Here is a 14,340-nt window from a genome sequence, read left to right on the forward strand (position 1 = left end):
TTCCTCCTCGCTAGTTTCCGAGCGGAACGAAGTGGTAGGTGTACGTCGCGCCGAGGTAGCTGTTGGAGTTCAGGTAGCCGTTGGGGCAGAGCTCGCTCTTCTTGACGGGCAGGAAGAGGGAGTCCGAGGGGACGATGTCCTTGTCCACGTTGATGCCGCCCTCCCGCGCCCCCGCGGTGAAGCGAGCCCGGTAGTCGTACGAGATCGGCGGCATGTCGACCTGGGAACACCCGCAGAAGAATCCGTCCGTCACCGCCCGGGGCTGGCGGGCGGCCGAGTCCGAGTACAGACCGCGGGTCAGCGCGACCGGGGTGCCGAGCATGTCGGCCCGCTTCCTCGCGGTCAGCGCAGCCGTTCTGGTGTCGCCCATGACCGCCTTGCCCCGCGTGGTGATCCTGGTCGCGTCGATCGAGCCGTTCACCGACATCGTCGTGGAGGCCAGCAGCCGGCCGGGGTTGACGGGACCCTGCGCGACGGCCGTCCGGGCCGTCAGGGGTCCGGCGAGGTCGAGCTTCTGCCCGAGGGTGGCGTCGCTGGTGATGGTGAGCGTGGGTCTGCCACCCAGCGGGCCGGTGAGCAGGAGGTTGTTGAGGACCGGCTTGTCGACGGTCACCGTGGCGGTGTCGTAGGAACATATTCCGGTGACGTCGTCGCAGGTCATCAGGGTGAACGTGGTCGTGCGGTAGAGGCGTTCGACGGTGTAGGTGGACCGGTCGCTGACGTCCGTGTCGACCCTCACGTCGGGGCCGGTGTGGGTCCCGCCGGGGCGCTGGTAGTACAGCCGGCGCTTCTTGTCGTGATCGTCCTTCCATTCCAGCAGGACCGTTTCACCGGCCGAGATCCGTGTGGCGGGTTGCCGGCTGCCGTTGTTGCGGAGCGCCCTGAACCGGTTGGCAGTGCCAGCGACGAGCTCCGGGGCGTACTGGTGCTTGGTGATGACCAGGTACGCCACGCTGTCCGGATCCCGGCCGCCCTCCGATGAGTACTCCTGCACCAGGATTTGGGCGTGGCCGGGGAAACGGTTGACCCGGATGTCGTCCAGACGCAGGGAAAGCGCATCGATGGTCGCCGAGCCGCCGGCCTTGGGAGCGATGGTGAACCTGACGGCGGTGTCCGACGCCACTTCGGTCACCTCCCAGATGGTGTCGGGAGTGAGCACGGCGCTGATGCCCTCACCTATGGCCGCGATGTCGTGCGTGCCGCCGCCGACTGGCACCACCACGACGATTCTGGTCAGCCGGCCCTCCTCGTTCGGCGGTGTGCACGCGACCAGGTCGAGGGCCGTGGTGCTGTAGGGAGCGCCGGTGTCGAGCGGACTGGCCTGCAAGGGCGACGGTGAGCTGGCCACCGAGTAGTCCAGCAGGGTCGGCCCGACCGACGCCGCTGGGGTGCTGCCGACGGGGGTAGTCATGAGGAGGGCCTTTCCTGGTGGGCCGCGTCGGGGGACTCCTGCGTGGTGCGTGCGGGGCGCAGTTGCAGTGCCCCCGTGTGCAGGGTGGGGCGCGGGTGCGGGTAGCGGGCCTTGGGGTCGGCCGGGACGGTGGCCGCCTCGGCCCAGGCATCGGCGCTCCGCTCGGTCCAGGTCCACAGGCCGTGGCGGTCCGAGGGGCGGGGGAGCAGGAGGCCGGGGGGTTCGTCCGTGGCGGTTTCGGCGACGGACTCCTGCGGCACGGTGAGCATCGGCGCGAACTGGAAGGAGGCGAAGAGCGTATTCAGGCTCTCCTCGACCAGGTGGCCGGGCAGGCGGGCCTTGGTGACCGGCAGGATGTCGGTCGTGGCGTGAACGCTGCCCAGCGGGTCCGCGATGAGCGTCAGGTGACCCATGCTGGCGCGTTCGTGCAAGGGAGTGTTCCTGGCCGGCAGAGACAGGTTCTCTCCGCTGCCGATGGGCTCGAAGTAGTCCATGGCCGCCTCGTTCCCGGCGATCAGCTCGACGAGATCGTCCGAGGTCAGGACGGTGTACAGCCGCTCGTAGGTCCCGCCGCGGCCGAGGCTGTCGCGGTAGTAGCCGATGAGGGAGTCGCCGAGCCTGTCGCGTTCGCCCAGGCGAACGGGCCAGCGCTCGTTCAACAGGTAGTGAGGGTCGGGCAGGTCCTCGATCAGGTGCAACCAGGACGGGCTGCGGTACGCGGGGCCGTCCAGGTCGATCTGGGCGCGCAGCCGGATCAGCGCCAGCGGCCGGCCGATCAGGGCGCAGGGGGAGGTTAGGTCCATCTCACCCCGCGGGGAGATCGTCTCCAGGGCGCGGTCGAGGACCTTCAGCATGACCGTCAGGCCCGGGGACCCCTGGGCCAGGAGGTCCTGCACGAAGCCATGCAGGTGGACGTAGTCGGGCCTGAGGTCGTCCACCTTCTCGTACCCGGAGAAGGGCAGTGGCTGCCAGACCGGGCGCCGCTCTCCGCCGGGAGGGAGCATGTCGCGCAGGTAGCCCAGCGGGGCACCCTCAGGGGCGAAGCACAGAAGTGACTGGTCGAGGTAGTTGGGGATCAGCCAGGCACAGATCGCCCGATCCGCCTCGTCGGGGTCCAGAGTGTGGGTGTCGTCGCGGGCGGACAGGAAGGTGAGCCGCATCCGGGCCGGCTGGTTGATCCGGGGCGTCAGCTGCACGAATCGGCCGGCGTTTTGCCTGATCACGGTGACGGGTTCGTCGTGATCGTCGAGGCCCGGGGCGAGGTCGGGGGTCAGGACCGGGCGGAACTGGTGCGCGGGCACGCCCAGGCCGATGGTGTCGCGGATCTTGACCTCGTCCGGGATGACCACCGGAAGGACGTGGCCGAAGCGGTCGACGACGTTCAGTCGCGTGAACGCGAATTGCCCGCAGCGCAGTTCACGGAACCGGACACCGTAGTCGTAGGCATCGGCCCAGCCGAGGAACGGCCGTGGCAGCGGACCCGGGTCGGCGGGAGCGGTCTCCAGCATCTGCTGTTCCAGCGCGGTGCGCAGGGTGTGGCTGCCGGTCAGCGGGGCCACGGCCCGGCTGGAACTGCGGCTCAGGAGCTGAGCGCTGAAGCCGTCCAGGGACTGGGAGATGCAGTCCGAGTGCCTGATCTCGTCCGCCAGGGCGTGCAGCGCCTCTGCGTGCGGCCCCGGGTGGTCGTCGGCGTAGTCGTGCAGCCGGGCGGCACCGGTCTCGGAGGGTGTGGGGGTGAGGAACTGACGCCCCCGCAGGGTCTGGGGCTCCGTGCTGCTGTAGCCACCGCGCCAGCGGTACTCGGTGCCGTCGAAGTCCCAGTGGTTCTGCAGGCCCTCGGCGGGGTCGCCCTCCTGGAAGGGGATGGCGTAGTACTCCACCTCCCACTGGAAGAACAGCGGTGACCACGGCTGTTCCCAGGGGCGGGCACCGAGGGCGGGCACAGGCCCGTCCGCATGCTCCTTGGGGAGGCGCATGGCCCGGACCAGACGGGCGGTCTGATCGGCGTTGAGCGGCGGGACGGTGAGCCTGGCCAGGGCAGGGGCGTTCGCCGGGTCGAGGTGGAAGAACTCCTTCAGGAGTGCGGGCAGCACCGCTGTGCCCAGCCCCGGCGGGACGGGCAGGTTGCTCGGCAGCGGGACCCTGTTCCCGGCGGACACGGGTTCGGTGCTGTTGGCCGGGGAGAGGAAGAGCGTGGTGATGAGTTCGGCGGGCCAGCGGCACCGCAGCCCCTCGTCGGCCTCCAGCCGCGCGACCTGGTCGGCCTTGGTGCCGTGGAGCACAACGATGGGGTCGTTGGTCCGGTGGAAGTCGGGTTGGACCGCGCACTTGAGTTCCGCGCCCTCGGGCAGTTCCAGGCCGTTGCGGTCGATGTAGTCGGCGATCGAGTCCTGGAGCTCCTCCGCGGTCCGGCCCCACGGGATGTGCCGGCGTGCCTCGGCGAGCAGGCCCTCCAGGTCGGAGGCCTCGGCTTCGGCATCCGCCAGGCACGTGGCGAGCACGTCGCGGTAGCGCGGCCTTCGGGGGCCCGGGATCAGCGTGCCCACCGTTCCGGTCGTCTCCAGCGCGGAGGTGAACAGGAAGAGGAACGGTTCGACCACCACGGCGGCGTCGATGCCCCGTCTCATGGCGATGGGCAGTTCGGGCATGTCGTCGAGGTAGGGACGCGGGTAGCCCTCCTCCACGGTGTCGTTCTGCCAGTCGTAGATCAGGTACTGCATGCCCTTGAAGAAGAACACCAGGCCGGACGCGTGATCGACGGCGTCCAGGTCACTCCAGAAGTGCTCGAATCGGTTCTCCTGCAGCCCGCGGAACATCTCCTTGATCGGCTTGACGGTCTTCGTGTTGCCGGCTGTCACGCGGTGGCAGCACTGGTCGCCCTTGAAGAACCACTGGTCGGTGTCCGCCATGGCGAACGCCGCATCGAGGTCCGCCGTGAAGGGAGCGGGCAGGCTCCACAGGGCCGCGATGGTGGAATCGCTTTCCATCTGGTCGGTTTCGAGGTTGCCGCGGCCGACCGTGCTCCCGCTCTTGTGGACGAAGTGTACGGGCGAGCCGTAGCACAGGACATCGGCGAGGTGCTGGGGCCGGGGCGGTACCCCGGGCCCCCCTTGCGGCTTGAAGATGTTGGGGACCGGCGTGGCGATCCAGGACGCGCCCGGGAACTCGGGGATGCGCGGCAGGCCGGAGCACCACCACAGGTCGTACACCCGGCGCTGCGCCGCGGCCAGGCGGTGGGCGGTGGCGTCGTGGTCCGCCTGGTGCCAGTTGAGCTCGTTCAGCCACGTCATCTCGCCGTCGAGGGCGACCCCTGTGGTGTCCCCGTCCTTGAACAGGTAGAGGAACCGGCCGATGAAAGCTGCCGCGTCGATCCCGTCGGTGAAGGCAGACGGCAGTGAGGGGAAGTCGGCACCGAGCAAACGGGGAAAGCCCGGCCGGGTCCGGTCGGTGGCGATGTCATGGACCACGTATCGCGGTCCCTTGAACAGGAACAGCAGACCCTCGTGGACGGCGCCGGCGTCGAGGTCTGCCTGGAAGTCCGTGGGCAGGCCCGGCCACCGTCGGGCGATCGGTGAGGCCTGTTCCCACGGAGCCTGCGACCAGCACTGGTCACCCGCCAGGATCAGCCGGAGGCCGTGCTCGTCCAGGAATGCGGTGTCCAGGTCCTGGCCGAAAGGTTCCGGCGCACCCCAGGCGCCGGCGATCGTGGCCGTACCACGGCGACCGGTGCCCACCGTGTGGACGCGGCCCGCCTCGACGAACTGCACGCGCTCACCGGAGTCGTGGACGAGCACCGCGTCCACTGTCGTGGGCCGCCGGGGTGGCAACAGCTGACCGGGGACGGGGACGGCGGCGGTCCGCAGGGATTCCTCGGCGGGCACCCCTTCGAGCACCCAGGTGGTGGCGGCGGGCGAGGGGGTGAACCGGGCGGCGTGCCTCGCATCCGCGGCGGTGTACTCGCCGTCGGCGTCGTCCAGGTCGTCCAGGACGCCGTGGTGGCAGGCACCGAGCAGGGCCGGCAGCTCGTCGTCATCGCCAGGGGCGGCGCCGAGCAGGCTCTCGAAGGCGTCGGTACTGGTGTGGCCGATCGCCACGTCGGTCCGGTCGGGACGCGGAGAGTCCGGGAGGTCTCCGTCCAGCTGCCAGCTGACGTCCAGGGCGATGCCGTGGTAGACCGTGCGGGTGACCGGTCCGGCCGCGGGTGGATCGCTCGCCGTCCACTCCAGCGCCTCCAGCGCCGCGGCCAGGTCATCGCCCGCACCGGCCAGGAGGTCCTTGGCGGGATCGCTGTACCAGCCCGTGACCAGGTAGCTGACGATCCATTCCCCGGTGTCGTTCTCCTGCGGATCACCGGCCAGGTCGCGCATCAGGTCGTGGAGGGAGAAGACATTGGTGTTGTAGGGCTGATAGGTGGCGAAGGTCGCCACGCCGGGGCCGATCGCGGTCAGGAAGAGATCGCGGGCGGCGGGCTCGGGTTCGGACCAGCCGTCGGCCAGATCGACGCGGCGCCCGATCCGGGTGAGCTCCCTGCCGGGTGTCAGGTAGGCGCTGGTACCCTCGGCGGGATCGAGGAAGTCGCTCTCGACCATCCACGCCGTCTGGATCCGCGTCTCGGAGTCGGCCCTGCCGTGGGTGCGCACCACCAGCCACCGGTTGGGGACCAGCGGGAACTCGGTCACGCCCGTCTCCTGGTCCTGACTCCCGGACACCAGGGCCTGCGGCAGCTGCCAGTCCAGATAGATCCCGCAACTATCCGGATCAGCAGCGAAGTTGATACCGATGTTGCTGAACGGTTGCGGCTCGGGGGAGACCCGGTTCGCCTTGGTGAGGTGGTAGTTCGCCTGCCAGCGGTGGAAGTTCTCCGCCCACCGCACCTGATTGTTGACCACCAGGGCATCGACGTGAATGGGCACCAGCAGCGGCGTCGGTCCGTCGGCCGCAAGGGGCGGGGTAACGGTCATGGCGTGTCTTGCCCTTCACTCGTCCCGAGGCCGCTCGAAGGTTCGAGATCGGCCCGCCACGGGGTGAAATACTGGGTATACGGAGCGTTGGCCAGCTGCACAGCCAGGGCCGCCGGACCCGGCCCGGCGGCCGGCACCGGCTGCTGGGCCTGCCCCAAGCGGACGCCGAGGTCCCTCAGCAGACCCCCGGTCGTGCCTGGACGCAGGTCCAGCACGCGCGGCCGGCCCGCCGGGTCCGTCCGCAGGTACGCCTCGACCCCGGACTCCCCGACCGGAGTGGGGAAGTAGGCCCCCTGGATGGTCTGGCCGGTCCCGGACGCGGTCAGGCGGCGCAGGTTGATCACCGGCTTGTCCCTGTCGTCACCCGGGCCGGGGTGGACGTCGATCCCGAAGGACAGGCCCTCCGGCGGCTCGGTGATCTCCAGCGTGTCGGGAACCTCACCGAACAGGCAGAGCAGGATGTCCGGTGCCAGGTACTCCCAGCGCAACAGCCGCACCGGCCGGTCCCCCTCCTCGGGGCGTGCCGGACGACCGACCTGCTCCCGCCGGTACGCGCGGATGATCAGCCCGGGGCAGTCGGTGACCAGGGAGGAATGCACGAGCACTCCGGCTCTCGGCCACGAGTCGTCCTCGGGCAGCCCCTCGGCCCACGGCGCGGCCAGGGCCTCCAGCTGCTCATCGGTGCTCCCGGTCAGACCGACACTCACCGCTCCGGCCTCCAGAGCCGTCAGCCAGCCCCGGTCGACGTAGAAGAACCGCAAGGACTCCGGCGGCAGCATCTCGGGGTCGGGGACCAGATGCGCGAACGGCACCGGGTGGAGCAGCCTCAGCCGCTCCAGCCAGCCGGTGACGGGCTCGGCCGGCTCCTCCATCCGATCACGCAGCACCTCGCCCAGCACCGCGCGCTTGTCGGCGTCCTCCAGCACGGTGCGCAGCGCCGGCCCACGCCCGCCGCCCCGTACGGCGGTGCCACGCGGCGGCACGGCCCGGAGCGGGTCGGGGGAGGCCAGCGCCCGGACCATGGAGCCAGCGGCTCCGTCGGCGACGAGCTGCACGAACCGCTTGCCCTGGGGGCAGGGTGCCATCAGGCGCCCGAGCGCGTCATGGCCCGCGGCGCCATCGACGCCGGCCAGACGCTGCGCGAGCATGCCCGCGCGGAACCGGGCGCGGGTACGCCAGTGCGACAGGGAGGCCGAGAAATCGGCGTCGGCCAGGGCCAGGGCCCGTCCCAGGGACCAGGCCACCGACCACGAGGTGTCGAAGACACCCCAGGTGTGCAGGTAGACCTGCAACTGGGACGCATCCGTCCAGCGCTCCGGCGCGGGCTCGTCTCCCACCCTCGCACGTGCCCCCGTCCCCGCCCGCGCGGGTGCCGACTCCGGCAGCTTCCGCGCCGGCTCCGCGGTCAATGGCCCCCGGTACCAGGCGAACGTTCCCTCCCCCGACTCCACCCGGTACGGCAAGGGCACCCAACCGCCCTCCAGGCGCTCCCGCACCTCGGTCCCGGCCGCCCCGCCACCGCCGCCGGGCTCCGGCAGGCGCAGCATCAGGTCCTTCTGCCGCGCGTCGGGTCCGTAGAGCATGTCGCTCATCCGGCTGGGGAAGGCGACGCCGGTGGACGGCAGGCAGTCGAACGACCAGCGATGCAGAGACACCACCCGCACGTCCCGCGGATCGTCCGGCCCCGTGACGGGACCCGCCCGCAGCGCCTCCAGACAGCCCTCCAGCGACACCAGGTGCGCCACGTAGCGGCCGCCGAGCGGATCGGGCAGCCGACTGGCCAGCAGCACCGCGAACTCGCCCTCCGCGTAGTCCTCCCCGCGCAGGAGCCGGTCCTCCTCGACCGTTCGCGTGTGCGCGAGGTAGCGCAGCTCGTCCTCGTGCGGACAGACGAGGGAGAACACCCACCGGGGGACGCGGATCGTCGCGCACTCACGGCGAAGGTCGTCCTCCGGTACCTGGGTGAGCGGGATCTTGGGGGTGATGACGCCCGGCTCCGGCCGGGTCAGCAGGTCCTCGACGATCTTGGTGTCGACCGCGCCCAACGCACCCGGGTCATTGGGAAGTTCCTCCTCGGCGAATACCAGCAGGGCCAGCCACGGTGCTGGAACCGTCGCCGAGACGTCCAGCGCCCCGGGCTCCAGGGTCCGTTCCCACGGCAGCAGCCGGTCGGCCAGGGTGATGTGTGGCAGCGTGCCGGCGAAGGCGCCGAGCTCGTGCGGCACCGGATTGACCGCGGTCACCATGTCCTCGGGGAGGGCGAACTGCGGAGCGCGGATCTCGAACTCCTGCACCTTCTCGTCGAAGTAGGGCCCGGTGGACTCGCCCAGGTTCGGGAGCCCCTGCTTGGCCACGATCCGGTACGAGCCACCCGGCAGGGCGGGAACCAGGTGATCACGCAGATCCAGTCTGAAGCTGACGTCCCGGCGCCCCGTCATGGGGCCGCTGTTGTGCGTAGCCATCACGCCTCTCCTTCGACCGGCGAGGTGCCGGCATCGCGCTGCGGTCCATTCGATGACGAGGAAGGGGGAGCCGACTCGCGTTGCTCCCGAAGGATGGAACCCGACTCCGTGATGGGAACGGTGACGACGAAGCGCCAGAGGTTCTCGCTGCCCAGATCGATGCTCCCCAGCCGGCGCGGTGGTACGGCCGTGGCGTCCACGACGTGCAGCTGCCGGTTCGCTCCCGCGCGCACGCCGTAGGCGCGCGCCCCGTCCGGGGAGAAGCGCAGGAGGTCCGCCTGGCCGGCGTTGATCAGGCTGCTCGTGTCGAACGAGGAGTAGATCCCCCAGTTCGGTCCCGCACCGTCGACGGCCCAGATGCGGCCGTCAGGGGACTGCTCCGCGGTGACGAGGGTCATGAGGTTGAAGGTGCCCAGCTGGACGGTGCGGGGCTGGCCGCCGCCGTCCGTCTCCGCGCGCAGGGCACGGAGCAGGAACCCCTCCCGGGCGAAGACGCAGGGCGCCCCGTCCCAGGAACCCGCGAACAGTCTGGTCACGTTCCCGACGTCGAGCGGCGCGTAGTCGCGTCCGGTATCCGGGTCGAGAGCCTGCACCGAGCCGGGCTGGCCGGAGAACGAGGACGACGTGACGAACACGAACAGCTGTCCGGCGGACGTCACGGCCGCCTGGTAGGGGTAGTGCCGCGCGAGGGGCCAGCTGTTCAGCAGCTGTCCGGTCTCGGTGGCGTACACGTCGACCGTCGACGGTGTCGCCCGCAGGGCGAACAGCCGGCCCTGCTCGGGATCGATGGCCACGGTCCGGGAGCCCTGATGGACGAAGTCGAAGGCCCGGGGTCCCCAGGCTCCTCCCGGATCGACCACCACCGCGCGGTTGCGGGGGATGGAGGCGGCCAACACGCGCTGCCCGTCGGCGCGCACCGCCATGACGAACGGCTGCGTGCCGACGATCTCCGAGGACCTGATGGTCCTGCTCGCCGTGTCGATGACCCACATGCCGTTGTTGGAACAGGTGTAGATCCTGGAACCGTCGGGTGTCGCCACTGCCGCGTTTGCATCGAAGCCCGAGGGCACCGGCAGCGGTTCGAGCTGTTCCATGGTCTCCAGGTCGACGACGCCGACCTCCCGTCCGAGTACGTGGAACAGCCACGCCATCGCCGGCCGCGGCTCCGGCACGGGCTCGGGCTCCAGGGCACCTTCCACGAGGAGCGGATCGGACGGCAGGCCGATCTCGGCTGCGTGCGCGGCGAGACCCGAAAGCCGGTCATTGGGCAGCTCTGCCCACAGCGTGTCCAGCAGTTGGTGCAGGTTGCCGCGGGCCGTCACCGTCTCCGGCCGGGCGATCCGTTCGGCGACGAGCGCGACGCCCGCGCCGGACTCCTCGACGGGCTCGACGACGACTCCCGCAGGCGGCCGGTGCCGACTGACCGGCGTCACCGCATCCAGCATCTCCTCGTTGCCCAGCGCCTGCTCGGTGATCTTCGGCAGGGCATCGCCTTCGGTGGGCGGTGGGACGGTGACCGTCACCCCGGTGAGCTGGTGAGGCACCAGTTCCCTGTCGTCGACGGAACGCGGCTTTCCCCAGAGCGCTGACGGGACGTTGCCGCGGATCGCCTCCCGTGGCCAGGTGTCGGGGTCGGCCAGCGTCCCCCACTGGGCGGCGGCGCCGCGGGCGGCCTTGTTGTACTGGACGGTCACCGTCACTGGGGACTGCTGCTGCTGCTTGCGCATCGGCCGGATGTCGAGGGCGTCGCCGCTGATCGGCCTGCCTTCGAAGGTGACGGTGGAGGCCGGAACGGCCGTGCTGACGCGGAAGGTGAAACCGTCGAACCCGACCAGCCACCGTTCGGTGTCGGACTCGCTGCCCGCGATCCGTTCCGCCTCCTCCTCGGCGTCCACCAGCAGGCCCTCGGTGGCCGCGATCTGCACCGGCTCTTCCGGGAGCTGCTTGACGAACTCCGGCCAGGTGATGTCCTTCGGACCACCGATCCCGGAGGAGCCGAAGTTGATCTTGACGGTGACGAAGACGAATTTCGCCTCGACCCGGCCACCGGTGGGCGGTCCCCAGAGCTGGAGTCTCGCACTCAGCTCGCCACTGGGCTTGGTCAGCCAGAGGTCGATGGACGCCCCGATGACGACCCCGATCTCCGCTCGGAAGGTCACCGGTGCCCAGGTGATCCACAGGTTGGCCTTGGCATCCAGCCACGCCTTCACGTTCGCGACCTTGTAGCGCACGGCCAGCACCCCGCCCGCCATGATCTCGCGCGGGGTGAGGGCGAAGTAGGCGCCACCGGTGATGCTGATGTTGGAGCCCAGCGACCAGGAGAAGCCGAGCCGTGGCACCACCGGATAGTGGTCCGGCTTCTGGTCCCGGTAATCCGGGTGGTACCCGCCGATGGTGAGTACGAATTCCCCGGGGTGCGCGCTGTTCCCGAACCACGAGGAGAAGGCGAACCCACCTGTCAGGACACAGGAGCGGTCGATCACGAAGGAGTCGTACAGCTCCGCGCTCGCGGCCAACAGCCCCTGCGCGTACGAGTACACGACCCGCAGCTGCAGCTTGACCTGTGCGTAGGCCGTGCCTTCCGGGGGGAAGGCGGCCGCCGCGGTGCCGAGCAGCGCGACCGTCAGGCCGTCGCCGATCTCCAGGAGCAGGAGCACCCGCGCGCGGATGAACTCGACGATGCTGAAGTCCATGCCGGCGGCCAGCCACACCTGCCCGGGTCTGGCAGAGACCGTCCTGCGGGCGATGAGGTCCTGCAGGACCGCCATCGGGTTGTCCGGCAGGCCGCCCTCGTCCAGACCCGCCACCAGGGGGAAGGAGGCCACCTGGCTCTGCCCCGGGATCGCGACGGTGCTGTTGTAGCCGAAGCCCGCGGCGAAGCCCGTCACGACGAACGGAGGCAGGCCCAGCGTCAGGCCGATCACCCGTCCGAACAGGAACAGGGACGGACTCCCGCCGTTCTCGCGACGCTGGTAGGCACCGACCACGAACAGGCCGAGCTGCGGCAGCTCCACCAGCGCGGAGCCGGCCAGCATCAGGTCGTAGTCCGGCGGCGGGTCCAGGCGCAGGAAGGCGCCGCCGATGTGCAGGGGCGGCTGGTTGAAGTCCAGGCCCACACCGTCGATGCGTGGCTTGACGGGCAGCGGCCAAATCTGTTTCGCATTGAGATCCAGTCCGAGGCCCATGCCTTCGACGCTCAGCGTCATCCCCATCGCCGACAGGGAGCCTTCGACCATGAGGTAGACCACGCCGCGCCGGTAGTTCAGGCCGATCCGCTGGATCAGCAGGGGACCGAACTCGGCACCCACGTCGACCCAGCAGGAGGCGCCGCCGGCGACCGATCCGGCCCGGCTGTCCAGAGCGGCGTGTTCGTCGGTCTCGCCCGAGTCGTCGGACCCGGCCGGCAGGAGGAAGCGCGATCCGGGCCAGATCATGGCGGGGCGCTGGTCGGGGTCCTCCTCGTCGGTGTCCGTGTCCGTGGGCATGACCAGGATGAGCGGATCCGGCTCCACGCCCGGCAGCGTGTAGTCCAGGATGAGCATCGGGCCTTCGAGCAGGCCGCCGTCCTCACCGATCATCGGGAACGGCGTGGCCTCCTCCACCCCTTCCGCGAGCGCCGTGTTCACGGCCTCCAGTTGTTCGGCGTCCAGAAGGCCCGAACAGGTCAGGATCCGGACACCGGTGACGGAGAGGTCGGTCTGCCAGGGAATGAGCCCGCCGACCAGCGGGATCTGCTTCAGACTGGCCGTGACCCGCACCGCCAACTGGAACGCCCAGACAGTCTCGTCGTCACTCAGGGGGTCGGGGACGGACACGACGGTCAGGTTCAGCCGCTCGGTGGAGACGGACACCACGATCTGGCCTGCGCGGTAGCTGAAGGAGACGGCGCTGACGGTCGGCTTCAGTGCTTCGGGCCATCGGTCCTGCCAGTCGCCACCCGGCAGGCCCAGGGCGCGCAGCACGTCGAGCACGGGCAGCGGCTCCCGCTCGGCGGCCCAACTGGCCGTCCAGAACGACTCGTCGTCGCTGTCGCCGAAGCTCACCGCGAACACCATCGGGTAGGGTTCCGGCTCGTCTCCGAGGGTGACCTCGATCGAGAGTTCGGCATCGAAGCGCCAGCCGTTTGGGCCGACCGAGGCGTGCAGGACGAACTCGGCGTCGTTGGACCGGTCCCCCAGCGGCAGCGATCCCCGGCAATGGAACGCGCCGGCGGACTGACTGTCGAACTCGACGTGGACGACGCTCAGTTGCATGTCCCTGATCGACGCCGGTATGTGCGTCCTGAAGGTGTCGTAGAACCAGTCGCAGAATCCGTCGAACTGGATGTCGCGGGCCGTTCCGGAGAACCCCCAGCCGGCTTCGGACTTGCGGGCCATGACGACGATGGGCGTGTCTCCGGAGTTGATCTTCGCGACGAGCGTGCCACCGGTCTCCCGGTCCGGGGCGGAGGAGATCTCCAGAAGGACCTCCGACAGCTCCAGACCCAGGCCGAAGTCCCAGTCGAGTGCGGTGGCGCAGCCGAGCGAATAGGCTCCGCTGGCGGCGTCGAACTGGATGTAGGCGTACTCCAGTTGGAGGTCGGCCCGCTGTCGCAGATCCTCCGGCAGGTAGGGACGGAAGAGCTCGCTGCCGCTGTCGGGCTTGGCGATCGTGGCTGTCACCCAGAGATCGGGCAGCGTCAGAGCGGCATCGAGGACCAGGTCCTTGTTGCTGCCCACGCTCAGGCGGGCGGCCAGCCCGGCGGCCAACTCGCTCTCCTCCTCGGCTGGTTCCTCGTCCTCGTCGGTCCTGTTGTAGTAGAACCAGGCGGAGAACTCCTCAAGTGCCAGGAAGCCGGGGATGACGTCCCAGCCGCCGTCGGTGTCCAGGCGCAGGTCCCCGCAGACGTGGAAGAACTCCCGTGAGCCCCAGTCGAACTCCGCACTCACGTCCATGAGCAGGACGGCTTCCAGCGCGCCCTGAACGGGGCCGGGCAGTTCCACGCCGTCCAGTGCCCCTTCGGGGAGCAGGGGAATCCTCCGCGCCAGCTCCGCCAGCGACCCGAAGGAGATCCCACCGGGGAAGACCCCCAGGATGGTGCTGCGCTCCGGCCAAGGCTGCTCGACCAGCGCCAGGTACCCCATGTCGTCGGCCAGGTCGACGGCTGCCATCGCCTCCGGCACGACCCGCTCGAAACCGTCCGGAATTGCGGAGAACACCAGCAGGGGGGAGGTGAAGTAGGAGGAGAAGTCCTCCTTCAGCGGGAGCAGGTCCACATCGACGCCGTGCATGTCGATGTGCCAGTCCTCCCAGGTCACCGCCACCTGCAAGCCGCTCACCGCCTCGTCGTCTGCGGTGAAGCGGACCTGGGCCGATTGGGCACCCACCCCCGGAAGATCGATCTCCCCGTGCGCGGTGAGCCTTAGCGGATCTCCTCGTGCCCCCGTGAGGACCAGGGGCCCACCGCCGAAATAGTCGGTGAACAGGCCGTCGGCACCCTCGATATCAAGGGTTTCGGCATCCATCT

Annotated in this window: 4 protein-coding genes; all 4 read right to left on the reverse strand. The window is 69.9% G+C overall.

All coding sequences use genetic code 11. The features are described 5' to 3' along the window. Positions 1 to 10 precede the first annotated feature (10 nt). Genes ACFVU9_RS17405 through ACFVU9_RS17420 form a run of 4 tightly spaced genes read right to left on the reverse strand, consistent with a single transcriptional unit; the run spans position 11 to position 14,200 of the window. Positions 11 to 1,411, reverse strand: coding sequence for a hypothetical protein (locus tag ACFVU9_RS17405; RefSeq protein ID WP_387594110.1), 1,401 nt, complete (start codon positions 1,409 to 1,411; stop codon positions 11 to 13). Further along, complete coding sequence (locus tag ACFVU9_RS17410) at positions 1,408 to 6,372, reverse strand: hemopexin repeat-containing protein (protein ID WP_387594111.1); 4,965 nt, start codon at positions 6,370 to 6,372, stop codon at positions 1,408 to 1,410. The genes ACFVU9_RS17405 and ACFVU9_RS17410 overlap by 4 nt, the downstream gene beginning before the upstream one ends. Continuing rightward, entirely contained in the window at positions 6,369 to 8,834 is a 2,466-nt protein-coding gene (locus ACFVU9_RS17415; RefSeq protein WP_387594113.1) for a hypothetical protein, read from the reverse strand. The genes ACFVU9_RS17410 and ACFVU9_RS17415 overlap by 4 nt, the downstream gene beginning before the upstream one ends. Beyond that, on the reverse strand, positions 8,834 to 14,200 hold the full coding sequence (locus ACFVU9_RS17420; protein ID WP_387594115.1) for a DUF6603 domain-containing protein: 5,367 nt from the start codon (positions 14,198 to 14,200) through the stop codon (positions 8,834 to 8,836). Before ACFVU9_RS17420 ends, ACFVU9_RS17415 begins: the two co-directional genes overlap by 1 nt. Positions 14,201 to 14,340 lie beyond the last annotated feature (140 nt).

The sequence above is a fragment of the Kitasatospora sp. NPDC057936 genome, assembly GCF_042887525.1.
In the GTDB taxonomy this organism is placed as follows: domain Bacteria; phylum Actinomycetota; class Actinomycetes; order Streptomycetales; family Streptomycetaceae; genus Kitasatospora.

Bases quoted from the DNA above. Each gene is read 5' to 3' on its own strand.
- ACFVU9_RS17405 (WP_387594110.1), bottom strand. From the start codon at position 1,411: ATGACTACCCCCGTCGGCAGCACCCCAGCGGCGTCGGTCGGGCCGACC.
- ACFVU9_RS17410 (WP_387594111.1), bottom strand. From the start codon at position 6,372: ATGACCGTTACCCCGCCCCTTGCGGCCGACGGACCGACGCCGCTGCTG.
- ACFVU9_RS17415 (WP_387594113.1), bottom strand. From the start codon at position 8,834: ATGGCTACGCACAACAGCGGCCCCATGACGGGGCGCCGGGACGTCAGC.